We start from the raw sequence: 20,384 nt of genomic DNA on the forward strand, positions 1-20,384 counted from the left end.
TACGGCCGTAACGGTCTCGCTTACGCCTTCTGGTCAGAGATGACCGTCGAGGAGGACACCATGGACACCACCAGGGTGAACGACATCCGGTTGGAGTACGACATCCACGGATCCGGCGAGCCGGTGCTGCTGGTCGGTCCGGTACTGGCGGACGGATTCGCGCCGCTGGTCACCGAGCCCGCCCTCGCCGACCACCACCGGCTCATTCGGTACCACAAGCGGGGCTGGGGCGGCAGCACCCACACCCCGGGGCCGGTGTCGGTCGCCGACCACGCGGCCGACGCGGTCGCGCTGCTCGACCGGCTCGGTCTGGACCGCGTCCATGTGGCCGGGCACTCCAGCGGCGCGGCGGTCGCGGCCCAGCTCGCCCAGGACCGTCCCGACCGGGTGGCCACGGCCGCGCTGCTGGAGCTCCCCGTCCTGTCGCTGCCGGCCGGGCAGGCGCTCCTGGCGGAGCTGGCACCGGCTTTCGAGGCGTACGGCGCCGGGGACCCGGAGCGGGCTCTGTCGCTGTTCCTGCCCGTGGTGTGCGGGATGGACGCCGAGCGGTGCCGGGCGCTGCTGGAGGAGCGGATGCCGGGCTGTGTGGAGCGGGCGGCCAAGGACGCCGACACCTTCTTCGGGACCGAGCTGCCGGCCCTGGCCGCGTGGCGGTTCGGCCCCGAGGAGGCCGCGGCGATCCACCGGCCCGTGCTGTCGCTGCTGGGCAGCGACACCCGCCCACTGTGGTGGGAGGTGGCCGCGTTCCTGCGCGCGGCGGTACCCGGAGTGGAGGAGCACGTCATCGACGGCGTGGGCCACCTGCTGCACATCGAACACCCCGAGCCGGTCGCCACGGCCCTGGCGCGCTTCTTCGCGAGGCACCCGATCACCCCGTGACGAACGCGAAAGGGGCCGGTCGGATGTCCGACCGGCCCCCTTCTCACGGGTCGCGCCCCCGCGGTGGTGCACCGACCGCGGGTCGGTGGCGGCTGACGTGATCAGGCCTTCTTGGTCTCCCAGAAGATCTTGTCGATCTCGGCGATGAGCTCCAGGGCCTTCTCACCGGTCTTGGGGTCGGTGGACGCCTTGGCGGCCGACAGGGCCTTCAGGGTGTCGTTGACCAGCTGGTGCAGCTGCGGGTACTTCTCGAAGTGCGGCGCCTTGAAGTAGTCGCTCCACAGCACGGACACGTGGTGCTTCGCGAGCTCGGCGCGCTGCTCCTTGATGACCGTGGCACGAGCCTGGAAGTGCGGGTCGTCGTTGCCGGCCATCTTCTCCTGCACGGCCTTCACCGACTCCGCCTCGATGCGGGCCTGGGCCGGGTCGTACACACCGCAGGGCAGGTCGCAGTGTGCGCTGACCTTGACCTTGGGGGCAAACAGGCGGGAAAGCATGGAGCATTCCTTCCTCGTGATCGTCTTCTCAGGTGGGACATTACTCCCTGCGGCACGGGTTTTCGCGAGTGCCCCCTTGGGCTTAGGACAAAAGTCCAGGGTCAGACTGAGACTGGTGGATGAATGGACCGGGGAGGTGCCGGGATGCCGGAGCTGTCGCAGGAGACCGAGCAGGGGAGGCCTGCCCAGCCGCCTTTCGGGTGGGTCGAGGTGACGGGGCCGTCGATGGTGCCCACGCTGTACCACGGCGATCAGCTGCTGGTGCGCCACGGGGCCCGGGTGCGGCCCGGTGACATCGTCGTCCTGCGTCATCCGCTGCAGCAGAACCTGCTGGTCGTGAAGCGGGCTGCGGAGCGCCGGGACGGGGGCTGGTGGGTGCTCGCCGACAACCCGTTCGGGGCGACGACGGACAGCGAGGAGTTCGGTGTCGTGCCGGACGAGCTGATGGTGGGCCGGGCCGTCTTCCGTCTGCGCCGGATGCCGGAGCCGGATCAGCGCTCGCCGCTCGCGGTGGCGCGCTGGGTGCTGTCGGCCGCCCGGCCCCTGTTCGCCGACCGGTCGGCCTCCAGGCGCTTGCGGGCCCGGTAGGCGGCCACGTTGGCGCGGGTGGCGCAGCGGTCGGAGCAATAGCGCCGGGAGCGGTTGGTCGAGGTGTCCAGGTAGGCGTTGCGGCAGGGCGCGGCCTCGCACAGGCCGAGCCGGTCCACGCCGTACTCGGTCAGGTGGAACGCCAGGCCCATCGCGGCGATGGCGGCGTAGCCGGCGGTGGCGTTGGACGGGTGGTCGGCCAGGTGCATGTGCCACAGCGGGCGGCCGTCGTCGTCGCGGTGGTCGTGGCCGGAGATCTGCGGGCTGACCGGGAACTCCAGCAGCAGCGCGTTCAGCAGGTCCACCGCGCGCGTCTCGTCGCCCTCGTCGGCCGCCTCGAAGACCGCGCGCAGCCGGGCCCGGACCGAGCGGAAGCGGGTGACGTCCGCGTCGGTGGCGCGGCGGGCCGCCGACTGGTTGGCGCCGAACAGCTCCCGGACGGCCTCCACCGAGGTCAGGGAGTCCTTGCCCCGGGTCGGCTCCTCACTGTTCACGAGCCGTACGGCGTAGTCCGAGTAATAGGCCAGTTCCACTTGTAGTCCTTACGGAGGCGCTCTATGGTCGTGGGTGCGGTCGGGTAACAGCCGGTCGTGGTTCCAGGGTATTACGGTCATCCCGTGACGGAGGGGCAGCGATGACGGACACCTCTACCACCCCAACGACGTCCACCGCCTTCGGCACCGACTGGCGGGCCTGGCAGGAGAGCTGGGACCGCCGGCAGGAGTGGTACATGCCCGACCGTGAGGACCGCTTCCGCGTCATGCTGGATGGGGGTCCCCCCATGCCCTTAAGGCTATGGGGGAGGTCGAGGCCTTCTGCGGTTCCGAGCCCCGCGTCCTCGACCTCGCCTGCGGCACCGGCAGCATCACCGCCCGCCTGCTGAGTCGCTTCCCGAAGGCCGTCAGCACCGGGATCGACCTCGACCCCGCCCTGCTCACCATCGCCCGCGGCACTTTCGCCGGGGACGACCGCGTCACCCTCGTCGAGGCCGACCTCACCGACCCGGACTGGCCCGCGCGACTGCCGTACGACACCTACGACGCCGTGCTGACCGCGACCGCCCTGCACTGGCTGCGCAAGGAACCCCTGCGCACGCTCTACGGGCGGCTCGCCGGCCTGGTCCGGCACGGCGGAGTCTTCCTCAACGCGGACCACATGATCGACGACACCACGCCCCGGATCAACGCGGCGGAGGAGATCCGGCGCCGCGCCCGCATGGATCAGGCCATGCGCGCCGGAGCGCTGGACTGGGCGGAGTGGTGGGCCCTGGCCGCCAAGGACCCCGTCCTCGCCGGTCCCACGGCCCGCCGCTTCGAGATCTACGGCGTCCACGCCGACGGCGAGATGCCCTCGGCGGCATGGCACGCGCGCGTGCTGCGCGAGCAGGGGTTCGAGGAGGCGCGGCCCGTCTGGGCGTCGCGAGTGACACGCTGCTGCTGGCGCTGAGGTAGCCAGGAACAGCGAAAGGGGCGGTACGGCCAGGCCGTACCGCCCCTTTCGGGCGTTTCTACAGCACCTTGGACAGGAAGGACTTCGTCCGCTCGTGCTGCGGGTTGGTCAGGACCTCGCGCGGGTGGCCGGACTCGACCACCACGCCGCCGTCCATGAAGACCAGGCTGTCGCCCACCTCGCGGGCGAAGCCCATCTCGTGCGTGACGACGACCATCGTCATGCCCGACTCGGCCAGGTCCCGCATGACGTCCAGGACGTCACCCACGAGCTCGGGGTCCAGCGCCGAGGTCGGCTCGTCGAACAGCATCAGCTTGGGGTCCATCGCCAGCGCGCGGGCGATCGCCACACGCTGCTGCTGGCCACCGGACAGCTGCGAGGGGTAGTTGCGCGCCTTGTCGGCCAGGCCGACGCGCTCCAGCAGCTGCATGGCGCGCTCCCGCGCCTGCGTCTTGCTGGTGCCCTTGACCTGCATCGGCGCTTCCATGACGTTCTCGACGGCCGTCATGTGCGGGAAGAGGTTGAACCGCTGGAACACCATGCCGATGTCCCGGCGCTTGCGCGCGACCTCGCTGTCCTTGAGCTCGTACAGCTTGTCGCCCTTCTGGCGGTAGCCGACCAGCTCGCCGTCGACGTACAGCCGCCCGGCGTTGATCTTCTCCAGGTGGTTGATGCACCGCAGGAAGGTCGACTTGCCGGAACCCGAGGGGCCGATCAGGCAGAACACCTCGCCCTGCTTGACCTCCAGGTCGATGCCCGTGAGCACCTCGACGGCGCCGAAGCTCTTGTGGACGCCCTCGGCCTTCACCATCGGGACGGTGGACCTCTTCGGCGCGGCGTCCGCCTTCGCGGGCTCCGTCGTCTTGTCGGTCTGCACCGGCTTCGCGGTCTTGTCAGTCATGCCGTGGCCCCCTTCCGGCCGGACAGGGAGAGCACGTTCTTCCTGATCTTCTGCCAGGGCGTCGCCGGCAGCTGGCGCGTGGAGCCGCGGGCGTAGTAGCGCTCCAGGTAGTACTGGCCGACGCTGAACACCGAGGTCAGCAGCAGGTACCAGGCGGCGGCGAGGAACAGCATCTCGGCCGGGGCGCCGGAGGTCTGGCCGATGTCCTGCGCGACGCGCAGCAACTCGGAGTACTGGACGACCGAGACCAGCGAGGTCGTCTTCAGCATGTTGATGACCTCGTTGCCCGTCGGCGGCACGATCACGCGCATCGCCTGCGGGATGACGATCCGGCGCAGCGTCTTGCTGTGGCTCATGCCCAGCGCGTGCGCCGCCTCCGTCTGGCCCTCGTCGACCGCGAGCAGACCGGCGCGGCAGATCTCGGCCATGTACGCGGCCTCGTTGAGGCCGAGGCCGAGCAGCGCGGTCAGGAACGGGGTCATGAAGTCCGACCACTCGTCCTTGTAGATCGGCCCGAGGTTGATGTACTCGAAGACCAGGCCCAGGTTGAACCAGACGATCAGCTGGACCAGCACCGGGGTGCCCCGGAAGAACCAGATGTAGAACCACGCGATCGACGAGGTCACCGGGTTCTTCGACAGCCGCATCACCGCGAGCACGATGCCGCCGACCACGCCGATCAGCATGGACAGGACCGTCAGCAGCAGGGTGTTGCCCACACCGCTGAGCACTCGGTCGTTGAAGAAGTAGTCCGGGATCGCGCCCCAGTTGATCTTGCCCTGGGAGAACGCGTAGATGATGCCGCCCAGCAGGGCGAGCGCGATGACGGCGGAGACGTACCGCCCGTAGTGACGGACCGGAATGGCCTTGATGGCTTCCGGGCCGGCCGGCGGGGTGGCCGCCGGTTCCGTCGTCTTGTCGATGTCAACAGTCACGGGTGCTGCCTTTCAGTGCCCGCAGGTACGAGCGGTCACTTGCCACCGTTGATGACGGCCTCGTTCACGGCACCGGCCGTGACGCCCCACTTTTCGAGGATCTTCTGGTACTCGCCGTTCTTGATGATCGCGTCGACCGCGGCCTTCAGGGCGTCACGCAGCTGGGTGCTGCTCTTGGCGACGGCGATGCCGTACGGGGCGGCCTCGACCTGGTCGCCGACGATCTGGAAGTCGTTGCCGCCGCCGGAGGTCTTCACGGCGTAGGCGGCGACCGGGAAGTCCGAGGATCCGGCGTTGGCGCCGCCGGCCCGCAGACGGGTCTGTGCCTGCTGGTCGGTGTCGAACGCCTCGATGGACAGCGTCTTGCCCGCCGGGCACTTCTTCGCCTCGGCCTTGGCGAGGTCCTCGGAGGTCGTGCCGCGCTGCACCACGATCTTCTTGCCACACAGGTCGGCCCAGGACTTGATGCCCTGGTCCTTGCCCTTCTGCGTGTAGATCGAGACACCGGCGGTGAAGTAGTCGACGAAGTCGACGCCCTCGCCGACCTTCTTGCCGGTGTCGGCGTCGATGCCCTCCTGGCGGTCCTTGGTGTCGGTCATCGCGGACATGGCGATGTCGTACCGCTTGGAGCGCAGACCGGTGATGAGGGTGTCGAAGGTGCCGTTCTCGAACTGGAACTTCACGCCGAGCTGCTTGCCCAGCGCGTCGGCGATGTCGGGGTCGATACCCGCCGTCTTGCCGGAGCTGTCCCGGAACTCGACCGGAGCGTAGGCGATGTCCGAACCGACCTTGATGACACCCTTGTCACGAATGGCCTGGGGCAGCTTGTCCGCGAGCGGGGCCGTGGTGGTGGAGGCCGAGCCGCTGCTCTCGGAACCGCTTTCCTTCTTGGTCTGGTCACCGCAACCGGTGAGCAGCAGTGCGCCTGCGACCGCGATCGCACCGACCGCTGCTAGCCGGGAGTGCGCGGCGGTGGTACGACGGGTGGAGCTTGCGGTCATCGTGGGTTCCTCCGGCGGGACGGTTGGTGCCGATGGTCACGGCAGTGCCGATAGGTCGACGAGAACACACACCTTCGGGTGTCGCGACCTCGTGTGATTACGGCATCTTGCCATTCGGACTCCGTCATTCAGGTGACTCGCCATGTCAAAATCGGATAACGGGCGACACCCGAACCACATCACTCCGGTACATCATGACCGGACCTTCTACGGGAATCAGCGCTTCCGGCCGGAAGATCTTCAGCCGGTCTCAGTATCCGGGCAGCCGTGGGAGCGCGTTCACGCCCGCTTGAGTGCTGCTTGACCATTTGTCCAGACCTTGTCCCCATATTCGGTCATGAGTGATGTCACGTCGCGCGACCGACGTGTGACCTTCGCGGTATGGACTCGTCGGCGGCACCGTCCGTCAGGTAAGAAGGTTCTTTACACCCCTCATCCGGGGCTCAGGACGCGTGTGCGGCGCGTCCGTCGCGTAGGTGCCCGTACGCATCAGTCAAATCGGGCCGTACGCGGTGCCCGCCCGCCCCTCACCAGGGGCGGTCCAAACCCTCAAACCATGAATACTTAAGGGGTAAAGAGAAAGTGGCAGCGGAGATCGTCAATCCTCGCAGCGAGAGCAAAACGGATCAGGAGGGCGGTGCGGAGCCCCTCGATTCCTTCGATCCGGCGTTCGCCCTGCACCGCGGCGGCAAGATGGCCGTGCAGGCCACCGTGCCGATCCGTGACAAGGACGACCTGTCCCTCGCGTACACCCCCGGCGTCGCGCGCGTGTGCACCGCGATCGCGGAGCAGCCGGATCTGGTCAACGACTACACCTGGAAGTCGTCCGTCGTCGCCGTGGTGACCGACGGCACGGCCGTGCTGGGCCTCGGCGACATCGGGCCCGAAGCCTCCCTTCCGGTCATGGAGGGCAAGGCGATCCTCTTCAAGCAGTTCGGTGGCGTCGACGCGGTGCCGATCGCGCTCGACTGCACCGACGTCGACGAGATCGTCGAGACCGTCGTGCGCCTCGCCCCGTCCTTCGGCGGCGTGAACCTGGAGGACATCTCGGCGCCGCGGTGCTTCGAGATCGAGCGCAAGCTCCAGGAGAAGCTCGACATCCCGATCTTCCACGACGACCAGCACGGCACGGCCGTCGTGACGCTGGCCGCGCTGCGCAACGCCGCCCGGCTGAGCGGACGCGAGATCGGGCAGCTGCGCGCCGTGATCTCCGGTGCCGGCGCGGCCGGTGTCGCCATCGCCAAGATGCTGGTCGAGGCCGGCATCGGGGACGTGGCCGTCACCGACCGCAAGGGCGTCGTCTCCGCCGACCGGGACGACCTGACGCAGGTCAAGCGCGAGCTGGCCTCCTTCACGAACAAGGCCGGGCTGACCGGGTCCCTGGAGGACGCGCTGGCCGGGGCCGACGTGTTCATCGGCGTCTCCGGCGGCACGGTGCCGGAGGAGGCCGTGGCCTCCATGGCCGAGGGCGCGTTCGTGTTCGCCATGGCCAACCCGAACCCGGAGGTTCACCCGGACGTCGCGCACAAGTACGCGGCGGTCGTGGCCACCGGTCGCTCCGACTTCCCGAACCAGATCAACAACGTGCTCGCGTTCCCGGGTATCTTCGCGGGCGCGCTGCAGGTGCGGGCCACCCGCATCACCGAGGGCATGAAGATCGCGGCGGCGGAGGCGCTGGCGGCGGTGGTCGGCGACGACCTCGCGGCCGACTACGTCATCCCCTCGCCCTTCGACGAGCGGGTCGCCCCGGCCGTCACGGCGGCGGTCGCCGCTGCCGCTCGGGCGGAGGGTGTGGCGCGGCGCTGACCGTGCTCGGCCTCAGCCGAATGACCCCGTCCGAGTGGGCGGGGTCATTTTTTGGTGGGGGTTGTTTAGCCCGACTGGGTGGTCGCGGGGCGTTCCCCATTGACCTGGGGTGTTCAGTGCCCTTGAGTCGGCCGCCCGGTGGGGCGCAAGAGGGTGTGTGTCACAGGGCGCCCTGGTTCCAACGGGGCCGTCGGGAACCTATCGTCGGCTTCATGTTCGCTGTCTACGCCGCCCGAATCGACCGCGACCAGCCGCTGAACGGCCTGGAGTTGGGGGAGCGCCCGGCCCCCGAGGCCCGCCCCGGCTGGAGCACCGTCAACGTCAAGGCCGCCTCCCTCAACCACCACGACCTGTGGTCCCTGCGCGGCGTGGGCCTCGCAGAGGACAAGCTGCCGATGATCCTCGGCTGCGACGCCGCCGGTGTCGACGAGGACGGCAACGAGGTCGTCCTGCACTCCGTGATCGGCCAGAGCGGCCACGGCGTCGGCCCCCGGGAGCCCCGGTCGATCCTGACCGAGCGGTACCAGGGGACCTTCGCCGAGCAGGTGGCCGTCCCGACGTGGAACGTCCTGCCGAAGCCGAAGGAGCTGTCCTTCGAGGAGGCGGCCTGTCTGCCCACGGCATGGCTGACGGCCTACCGGATGCTGTTCACCAACGCCGGTGTACGGCCCGGTGACTCCGTGCTGGTGCAGGGCGCCGGCGGCGGTGTCGCCACCGCGGCGATCGTGCTCGGCAAGGCGGCGGGTCTGCGCGTCTTCGCGACCAGCCGCGACGAGGCCAAGCGCAAGCGGGCGCTGGAGCTGGGTGCCGTGGAGGCCGTCGAGTCGGGGGCGCGGCTGCCGCAGCGGGTGGACGCGGTGATCGAGACCGTGGGCGCCGCGACCTGGTCGCACTCGGTCAAGTCCCTGCGGCCCGGCGGCACGCTCGTGATCTCCGGCGCCACCAGCGGGGACCGGCCCTCGCACGCGGAGCTGACCCGGATCTTCTTCCTGGAGCTGAAGGTCGTCGGGTCGACCATGGGGACCAAGGACGAGCTGGAGGATCTGCTCTCGTTCTGCGCGGCCACCGGGGTGCGGCCGGTCATCGACGAGGTGCTGCCGATGGACCGGGCGCGGGAGGGCTTCGAGCGGATGGAGTCCGGCGAGCTGTTCGGGAAGGTCGTGCTCACCAACTCGTGAGACGGCCGACTCCCGTGACGGGAGCGTGAGTTGAGGCGGGTCCGGGGTCCGGGCCCGCCTTTTCCGTGCCCCATGTGTCAACCATCGTTGACATCGGCTGCGTGTCAACGTAAGTTGACATCATGACCGAAGCGACAGATCTCGCCGAGCGGGCGGGAGACCGCGATCCGCGGGTCGGGCTGCGGGCCGTCGCCGCGTTGCGCCGGGTGCTGGAGCAACTGGAGGCGGTGCAGGTGCGCAGCGCCCGCAATCAGGGCTGGTCGTGGCAGGAGATCGCCGCGGAGCTCGGGGTGAGCAGGCAGGCCGTGCACAAGAAGTACGGGAGGCGTTGATGTTCGAACGGTTCACGAAGGACGCCCGGGAAGTGGTCCAGGGCGCCGTCGCCCAAGCGGCGGGGGAGGGGGCGCGGAGCGTCGATGCCGGGTATCTGCTGCTCGCCCTGCTCGACCGGCAGGGCAGCCGGGGGTCGTTCGCGCTCGCCGCGCTGGGGGTCGATCAGTGGCGGGAGCCGGTGCGGCGGGCGGTCGGGGAGGCGCGGCGGCGTGCCGGGCTGACCCGGGCCGACACGGACGCGCTGGCCGGGCTGGGGATCGATGTCTCGGAGATCGTGGCCCGGGTGGAGGAAGCGCACGGGGTCGGGGCCATGTCCGGTGACCGCGGGGACGGTCGCTGGTGGGCCGGCGGGCGGCCGAGCTTCAGCCGGGAGGCCAAGGACGTGCTGGAGAAGTCGCTGCGCATGGCCGTGGCCCATCGCGACCGGCGCATCGGTGACGAGCACCTGCTGCTGGCGCTCACCGTCCTGCCGGGCGTGGCGGCCGAGGTGCTCGCCGACCACGGCGTCACCTACGCGTCCCTGACCCGCGTGCTGTACGGCGGGGGTCAGGCCAAGGCCGGCTGAGCGGGCGGGGGAGAGGCCAAGGCCGGCTGAGCGGGCGGCCGGCCCCGGCACCGGGCCGCGTTCACGCCTTCGGGGTGCGCAGTATCGCTCCGATGTGGGCGGCCGCCCTCGACAGATGGCGGCGGGCGTCGCGCAGCTGGTCGGCGTCGACGCCGTGGTCCCGGGCCGCGTCGCGGACGTCGTCACGGAAGCGGTCCAGCAGCCGCTCCAGATCGCGGGCGGGGTCGCCGGTGGGTGCCTCGTGGGCCCAGGAGGGTTCGTAGACGGCCGGGAAGTCCTCCGGCGTCTGTCCGTACTCCGGCTCCGGGCGGACCCGGTCGGAAGCGGGGCGCCCCCGGCCGAAGTCCTTGCCGAAATCCCTCCCGAAGTCGCCGAACTCCTTGGCCAGTTCGGTCAGGCCCTCCTTCACACCCGTAGGCCAGTCGCCGCGCGCGAAGTGGTCCTGCACCTGCTCCTGCACCCGGCGTGCGATGCGCTGCAGCTCCTCCTGCGCCTGGACGCGGGCCCGCTCCTGGGCCTCCTTGGCCTGGCGCCGGGCACGCTGGGCCTCCTCGCGGGCCCGGCGGCTCTCGTCCTTGGCCCGCCTGGCCTGTTCCTTCCACTCCTGCTTGACGCGGCGCATCTCCTCCTTGGCGGCACGCCACGCCTCGCTGTCGGCCGCGTCGGTGAAGTCCGGGGACGGCGCCGCGGCGCCGTCCGCGCGGCCCGCCGGACCGCGCCGCGCCCGGCTCGCCGCCTCCCGCATCTGCCGGCGCAGGTCGCCCGCGGCGCCGCGCACGTCGGCGCGGATCTCGGCGGCCAGTTCGGCCACCGACTCGCGGATCTCCAGCTCCAGATCGGCCAGTTCACCGCTGCGGTCGGCCAGTTCGGCGCGGCCGGCGTCCGTGATGGCGTACACCTTGCGGCCGCCCTCGGTGGTGTGGGTGACCAGGCCCTCGGCCTCCAGCTTCGCCAGACGCGGGTAGACCGTGCCGGCCGACGGCGCGTACAGCCCCTGGAAGCGCTCCTCCAGCAGGCGGATCACCTCGTAGCCGTGGCGCGGCGCCTCGTCCAGGAGCTTCAGCAGATACAGGCGGAGGCGGCCGTGGGCGAAGACGGGAGGCATGTCAGAGCACCTTCTTGTCGGTCGTGCCGTCGGCCGGGGCGCCGTTGTCACCCTCGCCCGGGCCGGAAACGGAATTGTCCCCCGAACCGGTGCCGGTGCCTGTGGGCGGGGCCTCGTCCCGCGGTCCGGGCTCCCACGGCTCGTCCTCCGACGGGGGCCGGCGCAGCAGGGCGATGGAGCCGGAGACGGTGGTCGCCTTCAGCCGGCCGCTGCCCGTGCCGAGCCGGCCGGTGATCCGCTTGGCGCCCCACTGGCCGCTGACCCGCAGGTCCTCGAAGGCGTTGGAGACCGAGCCGCTGGCGGTGTGCGCCTCCACCTCCGTGTCCGCCGGGTGCGGCAGACGGATGGCGATCTCGCCCGAGACGCTGGTCAGATTGACGTCGGTGGGGTGGGCGGCGGGGTCGAGGTCCACGATCATCGAACCGCTCACCGAGTCCGCCCGTACCGCGGAACCGGAACCGTCCACCACGGTCAGGTCCCCGGAGACGGAGTGGAAGCGCAGCTCGCCGCGCAGGGCCTGGGCCTCCACGCTGCCGGAGACCGTGTCGGCGCGCACCGGGCCGCCGAGGCCGACCAGCGTGGTGTCCCCGGTGACGCCCTTGACCTCGGCGCGGCCGTCGATCCCGGAGACCGTGGCGGCGGCGCCGACCACCCCCACCTCCACGCGCGTGCGCGCCGGGACGGCCAGGGAGACGACGGCGCTGCGCCGCCTGCCCTTGCGGTCCAGCCACTTCAGGAAGCCCTTCCAGGGCAGGTCCTCGTACGCCACCGTCAGCGTGCCGCCCTGCTGGGTGACCAGCAGGGGTGGGCCCTGAAGCTCGGAGATCTCCAGGAGGGCGGAACCCTCGTCCGTGCCCACGACGTTCACCGTTCCGTTGACGACGCGTACGTGGAGCTCGCTCACGGGCTCGTCGAACGTGAGCTTCGTCGGCTCTGCGACGGACCACTCGGACATGGGAGACCTCCTCGACCTCCTCGACACGCCATATCGCGTATTACGTGACTCACGATATATCGCGGGCCGGGGAAGTCAAGACACTCGTTCTGGTGATCAGGACAGGCCGGCGGGGGCGGGCTGTCCTAGCGTGTGACCATGCCGACGGAAGACGCCCACGGCGACCGGTCGCGAGCCGGCGCGCTGCTGCTGTGCCGGGCCGAGCCCGCCGCCGTCGCGCCCCTCGCCCACCTGCTGCGCGACCACATGCTGCTCACCGGCGCCGGGGACGGCTGGAGCGTCCTCGTGCCCGAGGGACGGCCCTGGCAGAACGGTGGCGAACCCGTCGACCGGGTCCTCACCGGCTGGGCCACCGCCCTCGCCGTCGCCGCGCCCTGGCCCGTCCTCGCCCTGTGGTGGGACGCCGACCGCGCCGGCTACACCCTCGCCGCCGGCTTCCGCCGCCCCGTCGGCTACACCTGGCTCGCCAACGGCACCGCGGCCGGCGAGGACGAGGCGATGCGCACCTTCGCCGCCCGGCTCGGCCTCGACCCGGTCCTGGACGTGCAGGCCCTGGACCACCTCACCCGCCCCGACCCGGCCGCCGACGCCCACGCCCGGCTGCGCGGCCTGCTCGCGGTCCTCACCCGCGCCGGCGTCACCCTGCCGCCCGGCGTCACCCCCGGCGCCCCCACTGGCCGGCTGCGCGAGGCCGCCCTGCACCACACCGACGTACGGCGCACCCACGGCCTGCGCCAGACGCTGCGCGCGGAACTCGACGCCGTCGAGCGCGCCGCCCTCGCCCCCTGGCTGCCCTGGACCCTCACGCCGCAGGCCCGCGCCCTGGCCGCCGCCCAGCTCGCGAGCGGCCTCCCGCTCGCCCTGTGGGGCCTGCGACGCCGCAGCGCCGGCTGGACGGCGGCGGGGGCGCTGCTGCTGGCCCACGGGCTGCTCGGGCTGGCGTACGCGGTGACGCACCCGCGCGACTGAGCGGCCGCGGCCCTCCTCCCGTACGACACGACCCGGAACGCGTACGACACGACCCGGAACGCCGTACGACACGACCCGGAACACGGCAAAGGGCGCCCGAAGGCGCCCGTGATCGCCGACGGCGGTCCTCGACTACTCGTCGTCCTCGTCGTCCAGCCGCGCCAGCCACGTGGCCAGGCGTTCCACCGGGACCTCGAAGTCCGGGTTCAGGTCGACGAAGGTCCGCAGCTGCTCGGCGAGCCACTCGAAGGTGACCTCCTCCTCGCCGCGCCGTTTCTCCAGTTCTTCGATGCCACGGTCGGTGAAGTACATGAGGTCAAGGATAAGTGCGCGCAAACGGCCGGGCCGCACCCCCTGAGCAGGGGATGCGGCCCGGTCACGTACGACCCGCGGGTGCGGTTACGCCTCGAACACCTCGCGCACGAGCTGCTCCTGCTCCGCCTGGTGCCGCTTCGCGGAACCGACGGCAGGGGACGAGCCGTGCGGGCGCGAGATGCGGCGCAGGCGCTCGCCGGCCGGGATGTCCGCGCCGACCGCCAGGTCGAGGTGGTCGATCAGGTTCAGGGCGATGAACGGCCAGGCGCCCTGGTTGGCCGGCTCCTCCTGGGCCCACAGGTACTTCTCGGCGTTCGGGTACTTGGCGATCTCGGCCTGGAGCTCGGCACCCGGCAGCGGGTACAGGCGCTCAAGGCGGATGATCGCGGTGTCCGTGACGCCCCGCTTCTGCCGCTCGGCGTCGAGGTCGTAGTAGACCTTGCCGGAGCAGAAGACGACCTTGCGGACCGCGTTCGGGTCGACCGAGGAGTCACCGATGACCGGCTGGAACTGACCGCTGGTGAAGTCCTCCGCCTTCGACGCGGCGGCCTTCAGGCGCAGCATCGACTTCGGGGTGAAGACGACCAGCGGCTTGTGGTGCGGGTTGTGCACCTGCCACCGCAGGAGGTGGAAGTAGTTCGCCGGCGACGTCGGCATGGCGACCGTCATGTTGTTCTGCGCGCACAGCTGCAGGAACCGCTCCGGGCGGGCCGAGGAGTGGTCCGGGCCCTGGCCCTCGTAGCCGTGCGGCAGCAGCAGGACGACGCCGGACGTCTGGCCCCACTTCTGCTCGGCGGAGGAGATGAACTCGTCCACGACCGTCTGGGCGCCGTTGACGAAGTCGCCGAACTGGGCCTCCCACATCACGAGCGCGTTCGGGCGGGCCAGCGAGTAACCGTACTCGAAGCCCATCGCGGCGTACTCGGACAGCAGGGAGTTGTAGACGTTCAGCCGCGCCTGGTCCTCGGCCAGGTACTGCAGCGGCGTGTACTCCTCACCGGTGCTGCGGTCGATGATGACCGCGTGGCGCTGGCCGAAGGTGCCGCGCTGGGAGTCCTGGCCGGCGAGCCGGACCGGGGTGCCCTCCAGCAGCAGCGAGCCGATGGCGAGGGTCTCGCCCATGCCCCAGTCGATGGTGCCGTCCTCGACCATCGCCGCCCGGCGCTGCAGCTGCGGCTGCAGACGCGGGTGGACGGTGATGTTGTCCGGGATGTTGACCTGGGACTCGGCGATCCGCTTGACGACCTCGGTGGACACCGCGGTCGGCACGGCGACCGGGAAGCCGTCCTGCGGGGGCGTGGCGTCGACGCCGGCCGGCTGCGCGGTGGCCTCGCGGACCTCGGTGAAGACCTTCTCCAGCTGGCCCTGGTAGTCCTGCAGCGCCTGCTCGGCCTCTTCCAGGGTGATGTCGCCGCGACCGATGAGGGACTCGGTGTACAGCTTGCGCACCGAGCGCTTCTTGTCGATCAGGTCGTACATCAGCGGCTGGGTGAAGGCCGGGTTGTCCGACTCGTTGTGACCGCGGCGGCGGTAGCAGATGAGGTCGATCACCACGTCCTTGTTGAACGCCTGGCGGAACTCGAAGGCCAGACGGGCAACACGCACGACGGCCTCGGGGTCGTCGCCGTTCACGTGGAAGATCGGGGCCTCGATCATGCGGGCCACGTCCGTCGCGTACATGGAGGAACGCGAGGACTCCGGGGCGGCGGTGAAGCCGACCTGGTTGTTGATGACGATGTGGACCGTGCCGCCGGTGCGGTAGCCGCGCAGCTGCGACATGTTCAGGGTCTCGGCCACCACGCCCTGGCCCGCGAAGGCCGCGTCGCCGTGGATCGCCACCGGCAGGACGGTGAAGTCCGTGCCGCCCTTGTTGATGATGTCCTGCTTGGCGCGGGCGACGCCCTCCAGGACCGGGTCGACCGCCTCCAGGTGGGAGGGGTTGGCGACCAGGGAGACCTTGATCTGCTCGCCGTCGAGACCGGTGAAGGTGCCCTCGGCGCCCAGGTGGTACTTCACGTCGCCGGAGCCGTGCATCGACTTCGGGTCGAGGTTGCCCTCGAACTCGCGGAAGATCTGCGCGTACGACTTGCCGACGATGTTGGCGAGCACGTTCAGGCGGCCGCGGTGGGCCATGCCGATGACGACCTCGTCCAGGCGCGACTCGGCCGCGGAGTCGATGACCGCGTCCAGCAGCGGGATGACGGACTCGCCGCCCTCCAGCGAGAAGCGCTTCTGGCCGACGTACTTGGTCTGCAGGAACGTCTCGAAGGCCTCGGCGGCGTTCAGGCGGCGCAGGATGCGCAGCTGCTCCTCGCGCTCCATCTTGGAGTGCGGGCGCTCCACGCGGTCCTGGATCCACTTGCGCTGCTTGGGGTCCTGGATGTGCATGAACTCGATGCCGGTGGTGCGGCAGTACGAGTCGCGCAGCACGCCGAGGATGTCGCGCAGCTTCATCATCGACTTGCCGGCGAAGCCGCCGACGGCGAACTCGCGCTCCAGGTCCCACAGGGTGAGGCCGTGCTCGACGATGTCCAGGTCGGGGTGCTTGCGCTGCTTGTACTCCAGCGGGTCGGTGTCGGCCATGACGTGGCCGCGGACCCGGTAGGAGTGGATCAGCTCGAAGACGCGGGCGGCCTTGGTGACGTCGTCGTCGTGGCTGGCGTCGATGTCCTTGAGCCAGCGGACCGGCTCGTAGGGGATGCGCAGCGCCTCGAAGATGTCGTCGTAGAAGCCGTTCTCGCCGAGCAGCAGGTTCGCGACGACGCGCAGGAACTCGCCGGAGGCGGCGCCCTGGATGACCCGGTGGTCGTAGGTCGACGTGAGCGTCATGACCTTCGAGATGCCGAGCTTGTTCAGGGTGTCCTGGCTGGTGCCCTGGAACTCCGCCGGGTAGTCCATGGAGCCGACGCCCATGATCACGGACTGGCCGGGCATCAGACGCGGCACGGAGTGGACGGTGCCGAGGCCACCGGGGTTGGTCAGGGAGACCGTGACGCCGGTGAAGTCGTCCATCGTCAGCTTGTTGTCGCGGGCGCGACGGACGATGTCCTCGTAGGCCTGCCAGAACTCGAAGAAGTTCAGCGTCTCGGCCTTCTTGATCGCCGCGACGACGAGCTGGCGGTCACCGTTGGGCTTGACCAGGTCGATGGCCAGGCCCAGGTTGATGTGCTCCGGCTTGACCAGGGTCGGCTTGCCGTCCTTGAGCTGGTAGGACCAGTTCATCGACGGCATGGCCTTGATGGCCTGCACCATCGCGTACCCGATGAGGTGCGTGAAGGAGATCTTCCCGCCCCGGGCGCGCTTGAGGTGGTTGTTGATGACGATGCGGTTGTCGAAGAGCAGCTTCACCGGGACGGCGCGGACCGAGGTGGCGGTCGGCACCTCCAGCGAGGCGTCCATGTTCTTCGCGACCGCGGCGGACGGACCGCGCAGCGTCACGAGCTCCGGACCGGCCGGGGCCTCCTTGGCGGGCTCCGCCTTGGCCTTCGGCTGAGCGGGCGCCTGTGCGGGACGCGCCGGCTGAGCCTGGGCGGGGGCGGCCTGCGCCGCGGGGGCGGGGGCGGGGGCCGGAACCGGGGCGGCCGCGGGCTTCGCAGCCGCGGGAGCCGGAGCGGCACTGGGCGCCGGAGCGGCCGGCGCGGCGGCCTGGGGGGCCGGGGTGGGCGTCGTGGTGGGGGTCTGCGCGGCCCCCGCGGCCGCGGTACCCGACGCAACCGGGGCTCCTGCCGCCCCCGGCTTGTAGTCGGCGAAGAAGTCCCACCAGGCACGGTCTACCGAATTCGGGTCCTGGAGGTACTGCTGATAGATCTCGTCGACGAGCCACTCATTGGGACCGAACGCGGCAGCGGGGTTCTTTCCCGCTTGGTCGGCGTCGGTCGTAGGTGCGCTCGATGCGTTACTGGGGGACTGTGGCGACACGGCGGCAACCGCCCTCTTCCGCTTCACAAGGTGATGGACAGCGGGAATAAAGGCTACGCCTCCCTGAGGGTGAAGGTCAGGTCAGGCCCGTTCATCGTCGCGTAAGTCACATCTCAGCCCGTGTTTCGGGGCTTGAAATGGCGGGAAACAAGCGTGGTTCCGGTGTGAGAGAGGCGTGCCGGGGTACGGCGACGAAGGCCCGGCACGCGCTGCGTGCGGGGCCTGTGCCTGATCACACGTGTCCGTCGGCGCGGACGCTCGTGGATCTTGAGGCTCCGCTTCGAACCCTACGTCAACTTTGGACGGTTGGCTCTCCTGGAAGAGTGACAAGAATCCGGCAACCCCGCTCGGATTCGGCCACCCCGATGCGGCCCCCGTGCAGGTCCACGGCCCAGCGCGCGATCGCCAGGCCCAGCCCGGTGCCGCCGTCGCTGCCCGGGCCGTGCGGCCGCGCCACCACGCCACGGTTGAACCGCTCGAAGACCCGGTGCCACTCCGACTTCGGAATGCCCGGCCCCTCGTCCAGGACCTCCAGCTCCAGCGAGCCGGGCGTCGCCCCGCGCCGCGCCCTGACCGTGACCCGGCCGTGCGGCGGGCTGTGCTTGACCGCGTTGTCGATCAGGTTGGCGACCACCTGGTGGATGCGCTCCGGATCGGCGTGCCCGGTCAGGTCGGACGGGAAGACGTCCAGGTGCAGATGGACGTCGGCCCGGGTGTGACTGCCCGAACCGGAGGCGATGCCCGCGCGCGCCGAGGCGACCATGTTGGCCTCCTTCAGCACCCCGGACAGATACGGCCACACCTCGAACCGGCGCTTCTTCAGCGGTACGACGCCGTTGTCCAGCCGGGACAGGTCCAGCAGCGTCTCCACCAGCCGGCCCAGCCGCTCGGTCTGCTTCAGCGCCGTGCGCATGGTCTCCGGGTCGGCCTCGGTCACGCCGTCGACGATGTTCTCCAGCACCGCGCGCAGCCCCGCGATCGGGGTGCGCAGCTCGTGCGAGACGTTCGCCACCAGCTCCTTGCGCTGGCGGTCCTGCGCCTCCAGCTCGTCCGCCATCACATTGATCGTCTGGGCCAGATCGCCCAGCTCGTCCCGGCGGCTCTCGCGCACCCGGCGCGTGTAGTCGCCCTGCGAGATGGACCGGGCCACGGTGTTCATCTCGTCCAGCGGCGCGGTCAGCGAATGCGCCACGAACTGCGTGATCAGCAGCGTGGCGATCATCGAGAAGACCGTGATGAACCGCAGCTCGGTCTGGGTGCGCAGGGCGATCATCATCAGTCCCGTGGTGATCAGCACCGAGATGACGACCAGCGCACCCAGCTTGGTCTTGATCGAGAACGGGCGTACGCCGCCCCAGGGATCCCCGGGACTCCGTCGTGCGGCCGGCCGCCCGTCGCTCATGGCGTCGGCGTCTCCAGCGCGTAGCCCACACCGTGCACGGTACGGATCCGCTCCGCGCCGATCTTCCGGCGCAGCGCCTTGATGTGGCTGTCGACCGTGCGGGTGCCCGAGGCGTCCGCCCAGTCCCACACCTCCGCCAGCAGCTGCTCACGGGAGAGCACCGCGCGCGGGGTGTTCGCCAGGCACACCAGCAGGTCGAACTCGGTGGGCGTCAGATGGACGTCCTCCGACTTCACCCGCACCCGGCGCTGGGCGTGGTCGATCTCCAGCTCGCCCAGGCGCATGACACCGCTGCGCGGCGTCGCGGCGGCCAGCGCGGCCCGCTCCACCCGGCGCAGCAGCACATGCACGCGTGCCGCCAGCTCCCGCATCGAGAACGGCTTGGTCATGTAGTCGTCGGCCCCGACCCCGAGCCCGACCAGCATGTCGGTCTCGTCGTCGCGGGCGGTGAGCATCAGCACCGGAACCGGCCGCTGCGCCTGCACCCGCCGGCAGACCTCCAGCCCGTCGAACCCGGGCAGCATGATGTCGAGGATCAGCAGATCGGGCTGCCAGGCCTCCGCGGTGTCGACGGCCGCCGGACCGTCACCCGCCGTTTGCACGAGGAACCCCTCGGCGCGCAGGCGGGCCGCGATGGCGTCGACGATCGTCGGATCGTCCTCGACGACCAGGACCCGCCGCTGCGCGCCGGGGGTCGCCGTCGTGCCGCTCTGGGAGGTGTGTGTCTGCTCCATCGCCCGCCCCTGAAGTGTGCTTTCCGGAATCAGTGGGGTGATCCCTTGGCCTGCGCGTGACTGCGATTGACGCTTGAATGATCCGCGTCAGGGAAGCAGCGTACGGGGAGTCACCACGGCTTTGCTATTCAGGTCGGATCCCGAGGTGCACCACGTCGGGAACTCCTCGGGCAACGGGGATCTCTTCCGTACGCACCTGCTGGAACCCGACATTCCCCAAGGTTTCTTCGAAATCCCCGGACGGCTTCGCCGACCACACCGCGAGCACCCCGCCGGGCCTCAACACCCTTGCGCAGCTTGCCAGTCCGGCCGGTGAGTACAGTCCGTCATTGCCCTCCGTGACGGTCCAGCCGGGGCCGTTGTCGATGTCCAGGCACAGGGCGTCGAACGTGGCGTATGTCTCATTGACGTAGGTGACCAGGTCTTCCTGCACGATCTCGGTGCGCGGATCGGCCAGCGCCTCGCGGGACAGCTCGCCGAGCGGGCCGTCGCGATGCCAGTCGATGACCGCGGGCTCCCTTTCCACCACGGTGATCCGCCCCCACCGCGAATTCGCAGCCGCATGCGCCAGCGAGAAGCCGACGCCGAGCCCGCCGATCAGCACATGCGGCGCCTCCCGGTCCCCGAGCGCCTCCAGCGCGGCGTCGACCAGCAGCCGCTCGCTGCGGCCGTCGGACGTGTCCATCAGGAAGCACCCGTTGGCGATGATCTGCAGCACCGCACCGTGCCGGCGCAGCACGACCTCGCCGTACGGACCCTCACGCCGGTCCAGCACCTCGGGACTGTCGTACATCGTGGCCATGGAGCACATCCTGCACGAACGCGGCTTGACGGGAACGGGAATTACCGGAGGC

Annotated in this window: 19 protein-coding genes and 1 pseudogene; 8 read left to right on the forward strand and 12 right to left on the reverse strand. The window is 70.3% G+C overall.

All coding sequences use genetic code 11. The annotated features are described in order from the left end of the window. The first annotated feature begins 60 nt into the window (after positions 1 to 60). The gene (locus tag C3489_RS09830; RefSeq protein WP_258054626.1) at positions 61 to 879 is read left to right on the forward strand and encodes an alpha/beta fold hydrolase; all 819 of its coding nucleotides are present in this window, start codon (positions 61 to 63) and stop codon (positions 877 to 879) included. A gap of 101 nt (positions 880 to 980) precedes the next feature. Here C3489_RS09830 and sodN read toward each other — a convergent pair whose 3' ends face one another. Beyond that, positions 981 to 1,376, reverse strand: coding sequence for a superoxide dismutase, Ni (gene sodN / locus C3489_RS09835; protein WP_103781377.1), 396 nt, complete (start codon positions 1,374 to 1,376; stop codon positions 981 to 983). Between the two features lie 144 nt (positions 1,377 to 1,520). Here sodN and sodX point away from each other — a divergent pair, with 144 nt between their 5' ends. Next, positions 1,521 to 1,964 carry a nickel-type superoxide dismutase maturation protease gene (gene sodX / locus C3489_RS09840; RefSeq protein ID WP_103781378.1) on the forward strand — a complete coding sequence of 148 codons (444 nt, stop codon included), beginning with the start codon at positions 1,521 to 1,523 and terminating at the stop codon, positions 1,962 to 1,964. On the opposite strand, the gene C3489_RS09845 is transcribed toward sodX, so the two are convergent. Next, on the reverse strand, positions 1,868 to 2,497 hold the full coding sequence (locus C3489_RS09845; protein WP_103781379.1) for an ABATE domain-containing protein: 630 nt from the start codon (positions 2,495 to 2,497) through the stop codon (positions 1,868 to 1,870). The genes sodX and C3489_RS09845 overlap by 97 nt on opposite strands. A gap of 101 nt (positions 2,498 to 2,598) precedes the next feature. Here C3489_RS09845 and C3489_RS09850 point away from each other — a divergent pair. Then, a pseudogene (locus tag C3489_RS09850) lies at positions 2,599 to 3,415 on the forward strand (class I SAM-dependent methyltransferase). A gap of 56 nt (positions 3,416 to 3,471) precedes the next feature. On the opposite strand, the gene C3489_RS09855 reads toward C3489_RS09850, so the two are convergent. The 3 genes from C3489_RS09855 to C3489_RS09865 all read right to left on the reverse strand — a co-directional run bounded on the left by C3489_RS09855 (position 3,472) and on the right by C3489_RS09865 (position 6,250). Next, positions 3,472 to 4,224: an amino acid ABC transporter ATP-binding protein gene (locus C3489_RS09855; RefSeq protein ID WP_103781415.1), complete on the reverse strand. Its 753-nt coding sequence runs from the start codon at positions 4,222 to 4,224 to the stop codon at positions 3,472 to 3,474. Positions 4,225 to 4,310: 86 nt separating this feature from the next. Beyond that, positions 4,311 to 5,249, reverse strand: a complete 939-nt coding sequence (locus C3489_RS09860; protein ID WP_103781380.1) for an amino acid ABC transporter permease — start codon at positions 5,247 to 5,249, stop codon at positions 4,311 to 4,313. Between the two features lie 35 nt (positions 5,250 to 5,284). Next, positions 5,285 to 6,250: an ABC transporter substrate-binding protein gene (locus tag C3489_RS09865; protein ID WP_103781381.1), complete on the reverse strand. Its 966-nt coding sequence runs from the start codon at positions 6,248 to 6,250 to the stop codon at positions 5,285 to 5,287. A gap of 582 nt (positions 6,251 to 6,832) precedes the next feature. Here C3489_RS09865 and C3489_RS09870 point away from each other — a divergent pair. The 4 genes from C3489_RS09870 (at position 6,833) to C3489_RS09885 (ending at position 10,132) form a co-directional block, all read left to right on the forward strand. After that, positions 6,833 to 8,056 carry an NADP-dependent malic enzyme gene (locus tag C3489_RS09870; RefSeq protein WP_103781382.1) on the forward strand — a complete coding sequence of 408 codons (1,224 nt, stop codon included), beginning with the start codon at positions 6,833 to 6,835 and terminating at the stop codon, positions 8,054 to 8,056. 212 nt (positions 8,057 to 8,268) lie between these two features. After that, positions 8,269 to 9,234 (forward strand): zinc-binding dehydrogenase, encoded by a 966-nt coding sequence (locus C3489_RS09875; RefSeq protein WP_103781383.1) that lies wholly within the window; start codon positions 8,269 to 8,271, stop codon positions 9,232 to 9,234. 122 nt (positions 9,235 to 9,356) lie between these two features. Beyond that, positions 9,357 to 9,566 carry a helix-turn-helix domain-containing protein gene (locus C3489_RS09880; RefSeq protein ID WP_103781384.1) on the forward strand — a complete coding sequence of 70 codons (210 nt, stop codon included), beginning with the start codon at positions 9,357 to 9,359 and terminating at the stop codon, positions 9,564 to 9,566. After that, a complete protein-coding gene (locus C3489_RS09885; protein WP_103781385.1) occupies positions 9,566 to 10,132 on the forward strand; it encodes a Clp protease N-terminal domain-containing protein in 567 nt (188 codons plus the stop codon). Before C3489_RS09880 ends, C3489_RS09885 begins: the two co-directional genes overlap by 1 nt. A gap of 61 nt (positions 10,133 to 10,193) precedes the next feature. Here the strand turns inward: C3489_RS09885 and C3489_RS09890 are convergent, their stop codons facing one another. Both C3489_RS09890 and C3489_RS09895 read right to left on the reverse strand, forming a co-directional pair. Further along, positions 10,194 to 11,237 carry a PadR family transcriptional regulator gene (locus C3489_RS09890; RefSeq protein WP_103781386.1) on the reverse strand — a complete coding sequence of 348 codons (1,044 nt, stop codon included), beginning with the start codon at positions 11,235 to 11,237 and terminating at the stop codon, positions 10,194 to 10,196. Position 11,238: 1 nt separating this feature from the next. Beyond that, positions 11,239 to 12,192 carry a DUF4097 family beta strand repeat-containing protein gene (locus tag C3489_RS09895; protein ID WP_103781387.1) on the reverse strand — a complete coding sequence of 318 codons (954 nt, stop codon included), beginning with the start codon at positions 12,190 to 12,192 and terminating at the stop codon, positions 11,239 to 11,241. 138 nt (positions 12,193 to 12,330) lie between these two features. Between C3489_RS09895 and C3489_RS09900 the strand changes: the two genes are divergently transcribed. Next, the gene (locus C3489_RS09900) at positions 12,331 to 13,161 is read left to right on the forward strand and encodes a hypothetical protein (protein ID WP_103781416.1); all 831 of its coding nucleotides are present in this window, start codon (positions 12,331 to 12,333) and stop codon (positions 13,159 to 13,161) included. Positions 13,162 to 13,293: 132 nt separating this feature from the next. Here C3489_RS09900 and C3489_RS09905 read toward each other — a convergent pair whose 3' ends face one another. The 5 genes from C3489_RS09905 to C3489_RS09925 all read right to left on the reverse strand — a co-directional run bounded on the left by C3489_RS09905 (position 13,294) and on the right by C3489_RS09925 (position 20,332). Continuing rightward, the gene (locus tag C3489_RS09905) at positions 13,294 to 13,473 is read right to left on the reverse strand and encodes a DUF6104 family protein (RefSeq protein ID WP_003992906.1); all 180 of its coding nucleotides are present in this window, start codon (positions 13,471 to 13,473) and stop codon (positions 13,294 to 13,296) included. Between the two features lie 87 nt (positions 13,474 to 13,560). Beyond that, positions 13,561 to 17,394 carry a multifunctional oxoglutarate decarboxylase/oxoglutarate dehydrogenase thiamine pyrophosphate-binding subunit/dihydrolipoyllysine-residue succinyltransferase subunit gene (locus C3489_RS09910; protein WP_103781417.1) on the reverse strand — a complete coding sequence of 1,278 codons (3,834 nt, stop codon included), beginning with the start codon at positions 17,392 to 17,394 and terminating at the stop codon, positions 13,561 to 13,563. Between the two features lie 292 nt (positions 17,395 to 17,686). Further along, positions 17,687 to 18,796, reverse strand: coding sequence for a cell wall metabolism sensor histidine kinase WalK (locus tag C3489_RS09915; protein WP_103781388.1), 1,110 nt, complete (start codon positions 18,794 to 18,796; stop codon positions 17,687 to 17,689). Further along, complete coding sequence (locus tag C3489_RS09920; protein ID WP_103781389.1) at positions 18,793 to 19,530, reverse strand: response regulator transcription factor; 738 nt, start codon at positions 19,528 to 19,530, stop codon at positions 18,793 to 18,795. The genes C3489_RS09915 and C3489_RS09920 overlap by 4 nt, the downstream gene beginning before the upstream one ends. Before the next feature lie 124 nt (positions 19,531 to 19,654). Next, positions 19,655 to 20,332, reverse strand: a complete 678-nt coding sequence (locus tag C3489_RS09925) for a spermidine synthase (RefSeq protein ID WP_103781390.1) — start codon at positions 20,330 to 20,332, stop codon at positions 19,655 to 19,657. Positions 20,333 to 20,384 lie beyond the last annotated feature (52 nt).

This window comes from Streptomyces sp. Ru71 (assembly GCF_002920535.1).
Taxonomy (GTDB): Bacteria; Actinomycetota; Actinomycetes; order Streptomycetales; family Streptomycetaceae; genus Streptomyces.

Bases quoted from the DNA above. Each gene is read 5' to 3' on its own strand.
- C3489_RS09905 (WP_003992906.1), bottom strand. From the start codon at position 13,473: ATGTACTTCACCGACCGTGGCATCGAAGAACTGGAGAAACGGCGCGGC.
- sodX (WP_103781378.1), top strand. From the start codon at position 1,521: ATGCCGGAGCTGTCGCAGGAGACCGAGCAGGGGAGGCCTGCCCAGCCG.
- C3489_RS09890 (WP_103781386.1), bottom strand. From the start codon at position 11,237: ATGCCTCCCGTCTTCGCCCACGGCCGCCTCCGCCTGTATCTGCTGAAG.
- C3489_RS09920 (WP_103781389.1), bottom strand. From the start codon at position 19,530: ATGGAGCAGACACACACCTCCCAGAGCGGCACGACGGCGACCCCCGGC.
- C3489_RS09875 (WP_103781383.1), top strand. From the start codon at position 8,269: ATGTTCGCTGTCTACGCCGCCCGAATCGACCGCGACCAGCCGCTGAAC.
- C3489_RS09885 (WP_103781385.1), top strand. From the start codon at position 9,566: ATGTTCGAACGGTTCACGAAGGACGCCCGGGAAGTGGTCCAGGGCGCC.
- C3489_RS09830 (WP_258054626.1), top strand. From the start codon at position 61: ATGGACACCACCAGGGTGAACGACATCCGGTTGGAGTACGACATCCAC.
- C3489_RS09900 (WP_103781416.1), top strand. From the start codon at position 12,331: ATGCCGACGGAAGACGCCCACGGCGACCGGTCGCGAGCCGGCGCGCTG.
- C3489_RS09895 (WP_103781387.1), bottom strand. From the start codon at position 12,192: ATGTCCGAGTGGTCCGTCGCAGAGCCGACGAAGCTCACGTTCGACGAG.
- C3489_RS09865 (WP_103781381.1), bottom strand. From the start codon at position 6,250: ATGACCGCAAGCTCCACCCGTCGTACCACCGCCGCGCACTCCCGGCTA.
- C3489_RS09880 (WP_103781384.1), top strand. From the start codon at position 9,357: ATGACCGAAGCGACAGATCTCGCCGAGCGGGCGGGAGACCGCGATCCG.
- C3489_RS09915 (WP_103781388.1), bottom strand. From the start codon at position 18,796: ATGAGCGACGGGCGGCCGGCCGCACGACGGAGTCCCGGGGATCCCTGG.
- C3489_RS09855 (WP_103781415.1), bottom strand. From the start codon at position 4,224: ATGGTGAAGGCCGAGGGCGTCCACAAGAGCTTCGGCGCCGTCGAGGTG.
- C3489_RS09925 (WP_103781390.1), bottom strand. From the start codon at position 20,332: ATGGCCACGATGTACGACAGTCCCGAGGTGCTGGACCGGCGTGAGGGT.
- sodN (WP_103781377.1), bottom strand. From the start codon at position 1,376: ATGCTTTCCCGCCTGTTTGCCCCCAAGGTCAAGGTCAGCGCACACTGC.